Raw genomic sequence first — 3956 nt, forward strand, 5'->3', positions numbered from 1 at the left:
CCTGGCCCTGGCCAACAAGTACAGCACTGCGCTGGACGCCGGCCAGGTACTGGCGCCGGCCAAGGACCTGGCGCAGATGCAGCACGTGGTGTTCAATGCCTACACCAACGCAGGCCTGACCGTGCTGTTCCTGTTCGTGGTGCTGAGCATCCTGTACTTCGCCCTGCAGGTCGGGCGCCGTGCCTGGGCCAAGCCCGAACGTACCGACAAGGAGTCGCCGTTCCAACCCCTCCCCGAGGCCTGAGGATACGCATCGATGTTCAATGACCTGAGCAAGATGGGCAAATACCTGGGGCAGGCAGCCCGCATGCTGGTCGGCATGCCCGACTACGACAACTATGTCGAGCACATGCAGGCCAAGCACCCGGGCAAGCCGGTGATGAGCTACGAGGCGTTCTTCAGGGAACGCCAGGCCGCACGCTACGGCGGCGGCAATGGCCGCCCCGTCCGTTGCTGCTGAACACCCCACCCGTACAAAGAGCGCCACGCCTGTCGTGGCGCTCTTGCTTTTGGGGCATGACATCAGGCAAAACCTGCTACCCCCGCCTCCTCGCCCCGGGACCGACCATGCAACTCAAGCACAAGATCGTCACCCTCAGTGTCCTGCCGCTTCTGGTGTCGGTGCTGTTCATCTGCGTCCTGGTGTTCGCCCAGAGCCGCAAGCTCGAGGAGGACCAGGCCCGCCTGGTGCAGAGCAGCATCATGGCCGCCAAGAAGGCGGAGCTGAAGAACTACCTCGAACTGGCGATGAGCCTGATCGCGCCGCTGTACGACAGTGGTGCGGACGACGACAAGACCCGCCAGCGTGCCTTGCAGATGCTGGCCCGGGCGAGTTTCGGCGTGGATGGGTACTTCTTCGTCTATGATCGTCACGGCAAGAACCTGATGCACCCCAGGCAGGCGGAGCTGGTCGGCAAGGAACTCATCGGCATGACCGACAAGAACGGCCTGCCGGTGATCCAGGCGCTGCTAAGCAGCGCCAGCCAAGGCGACGGCTACCAGCTGTACGACTGGCAGAAGCCCTCCAGTGGCCAGGTCACCGGCAAACTGTCCTACGTGGTGATGCTGGAGCGCTGGGGATGGATGCTGGGCACCGGCATCTATATCGACGACGTGGAAGTGGCAACGCTCAAGTCGCGCCAGGAAGTCGCCTCCGGCGTCCTGACCACGGTGCTGGCGATCGCCTCCTTCTCCTTGCTGGCCGTGCTGGTGATCTTCACCGGCGGCCTGATGCTCAACGTCAGCGAACATCGCCTGGCCGACCGAAAGCTGTCGATGCTCAACCAGCGCATCGTCAACCTCCAGGAAGAAGAGCGCTCCCGCGTCTCCCGCGAGTTGCACGACGGCATCAGCCAGTTGCTGGTGTCGATCAAGTTCCAGTTCGAACTGGCAGCCCTGGAAGTGGCCAACGGCCAGGCCGAGGGGCTGGCCAACCTGCGCAAAGGCACGACCCGCCTGGGCGCCGCGATCGGTGAGATCCGCCGTATCTCCCATGACCTGCGCCCGTCGCTGCTCGATACCTTGGGCCTGTCGCCGGCCATCGACCAGCACCTGCGCGAGTTCGAGCAGCGCACCGCGATCCGCACCCAGTACGAATGCGCGCTGGACGACATCGAGGTGGATGCCGACCTCTCGCTCACGCTGTTTCGCATCATCCAGGAGGCCCTGGCGAACATCGAACGCCATGCCAAGGCGAGCACCGCTATAATCGCGCTGGCCGCCCACAACGGCATGATCACGCTGCGCGTGCAGGACAACGGCGTGGGCTTCGACCCTGGCGCGGCGGACGAAAGCCACGGCATCGGCTTGAGAAACATCCGTGAACGGGTCGATCACCACCACGGCACCTTCAGCATCGTATCCATGAGCGGCCGCACACAATTGCAGGTCCACATACCGATCCGCAGCGCGTGATCGGCTTCATCACCTTCAGTGCCCCGAGACTGCCATGAGCGTTACTCCCCCAATCAGAATCGCCCTGGTCGACGACCACGTCCTGGTGCGTGATGGCGTCAAATCGCTGCTCAGCGCGATCGCGCATTTCCAGGTGGTCGGCCAGGCCGAGTCCGGCGCCCAGGCGCTTGAGCTAGTGGCGGCCCTGGAGCTGGATATCCTGCTCGTCGATGTGGGCCTGCCGGACATGAACGGGCTGGAGCTGACCCGCAGGCTGCGGGCCCTGTACCCGGGCATCAAGATCCTCATGCTGAGCATGTACGACAACCAGGAGTACGTGCGCACCTCGATCAGCGCCGGCGCCCTGGGCTACGTACTGAAAAACGCACCCTCCACGGAGCTGATCGCCGCGATCGAGGCCATCGCCGCGGGCGGCAGCTTCTACAGCCCGGAAATCGCCCGCAAGCTGGTCGGCAACAACCGCGACGAGCATGACCTGACGCCGCGCGAAGTGCAGGTGCTGTCGATGATCGCCAAAGGTGCGAACAACAAGGAGATGGCGCGAGAGCTGGGGATCAGCGTGCGCACCGTGGAAACCTACCGCTTGAGCATACGGCGCAAGCTCAATATCGATACGGCGGCGGCGTTGGTGAAGTATGCGATCGAGCATGGGTTGGTTTCCCTTTGAGGGGCCTGGTGAAACGGCCTGACCATCGGGCATATGAGCTCGATGGCACGTTGGCACGGTCTACTCGCCTAGGCGCCGCCTGACAGGCGGGGTTAAACTGGGGGACGCGAACCGCCCAACCATTTCCAGGAAATCCCGTGCCCAACGCCTCCGACGACCGCGCATCCTTGACCGCCTTTGCCCTCGAAAGCCCTGCCCCGCTCTACGCCAGGGTCAAGGACATCATCTTGCAGCAGATCCGCACCGGTGTCTGGGGACCGAACTTCAAGCTGCCCTCCGAGAGCGAGCTGTTCAACCAGTTGGGCGTCAGCCGCATGACCATCAACCGGGCGCTGCGCGAACTCACCATCGAAGGCGTGCTGGTGCGCCTGCAAGGGGTGGGTACCTTCGTCGCGGAAGCCAAGGGGCATGCCGCGCTGTTCCGTATCCACGACATCGCCGAGGAAATCACCTCGCGTGGCCACACCCATCGCAGCGAAGTGATCCTGCTCGAAGCGCTGGGGGACCAGGCCCCCGCCTCGCTGCCCTTCACCCTGGACGGCGTGTGCAACCTGTTTCACTCGGTGCTGGTGCATTACGAGAACGAAACCCCGGTGCAGATCGAGGAGCGCTTCGTCAATGCCGACATTGCTCCCGATTACCTCAAGCAGGACTTCACCCGCATCACCCCTTATGCCTACCTGGTGCAACTGGCGCCGCTGACCGAAGCCGAGCACAGGGTAGAAGCCATCCACGCAACCCCCGCCGAATGCAAGCTGCTGCGCATCAAGCGTACCGATCCATGCCTGCTCATCCGCCGTCGTAGCTGGTCTGGCAAGGGGCAAGTGGGCTGCGCGCGGCTGGTCTATCCGGGCTCACGCTACCACTTGGAGGGCCGCTTCGGTCAGTAGCGCTGCAAGCCCTGCTGGGCCATCGGCCTGTTTGGTCGATAGCCCCTCGTTTTGCATTTTTTGCTGCTCGCAAAACTTTTTCTCTCCTTTCGTCGCCCTCCTGGCGTCCACGGCGGATGCCGATAGACACCTTCACGACACTCAACCCATTGAAAAATAAATTCATTTTCTCTCCCTGAAGCCCTTGTCCAGAGCGCCGACGGCAGGTTGCGCGCGTGTTCGCGCCATCTTGTATATACAGGTTTATATATGGTTGTATGTATAAGCGATGACAGATATCGACGATCTCTCAGGTGCGAGCGAGAAATCGTCACCCGGGACACCACCCCCACAAGAAGGAAACCACCATGAAAGCTTCCCGATTCCGCGACACCGAAATCCGCGCCCCGCGTGGCAACAAGCTGACCGCCAAGAGCTGGCTGACCGAAGCGCCGCTGCGCATGCTGATGAACAACCTCGACCCGCAGGTGGCCGAGAACCCCAAG

The 3956-nt window shown here is 62.8% G+C and carries 5 protein-coding genes and 1 pseudogene; all 6 read left to right on the forward strand.

The genetic code is table 11. The features are described 5' to 3' along the window. Nucleotides 1–244 (forward strand): annotated as a pseudogene (locus NJF35_RS24405) (carbon starvation protein A); the annotation flags it as partial. 12 nt (nucleotides 245–256) lie between these two features. Further along, entirely contained in the window at nucleotides 257–460 is a 204-nt protein-coding gene (locus NJF35_RS24410) for a YbdD/YjiX family protein (RefSeq protein WP_225790947.1), read from the forward strand. A 107-nt stretch (nucleotides 461–567) separates the two neighbouring features. Beyond that, on the forward strand, nucleotides 568–1914 hold the full coding sequence (locus NJF35_RS24415; RefSeq protein WP_225790946.1) for a cache domain-containing protein: 1347 nt from the start codon (nucleotides 568–570) through the stop codon (nucleotides 1912–1914). Nucleotides 1915–1948: 34 nt separating this feature from the next. Next, nucleotides 1949–2581, forward strand: coding sequence for a response regulator (locus tag NJF35_RS24420; protein ID WP_225790945.1), 633 nt, complete (start codon nucleotides 1949–1951; stop codon nucleotides 2579–2581). Between the two features lie 137 nt (nucleotides 2582–2718). Further along, nucleotides 2719–3471 (forward strand): histidine utilization repressor, encoded by a 753-nt coding sequence (gene hutC, locus NJF35_RS24425; RefSeq protein WP_225790944.1) that lies wholly within the window; start codon nucleotides 2719–2721, stop codon nucleotides 3469–3471. A gap of 347 nt (nucleotides 3472–3818) precedes the next feature. Beyond that, on the forward strand, nucleotides 3819–3956 hold a 138-nt coding region (locus NJF35_RS24430), incomplete at its 3' end, for a hypothetical protein (protein WP_253091600.1).

It is taken from the genome of Pseudomonas guariconensis (assembly GCF_024127895.1).
Taxonomy (GTDB): Bacteria; Pseudomonadota; Gammaproteobacteria; order Pseudomonadales; family Pseudomonadaceae; genus Aquipseudomonas; species Aquipseudomonas guariconensis_B.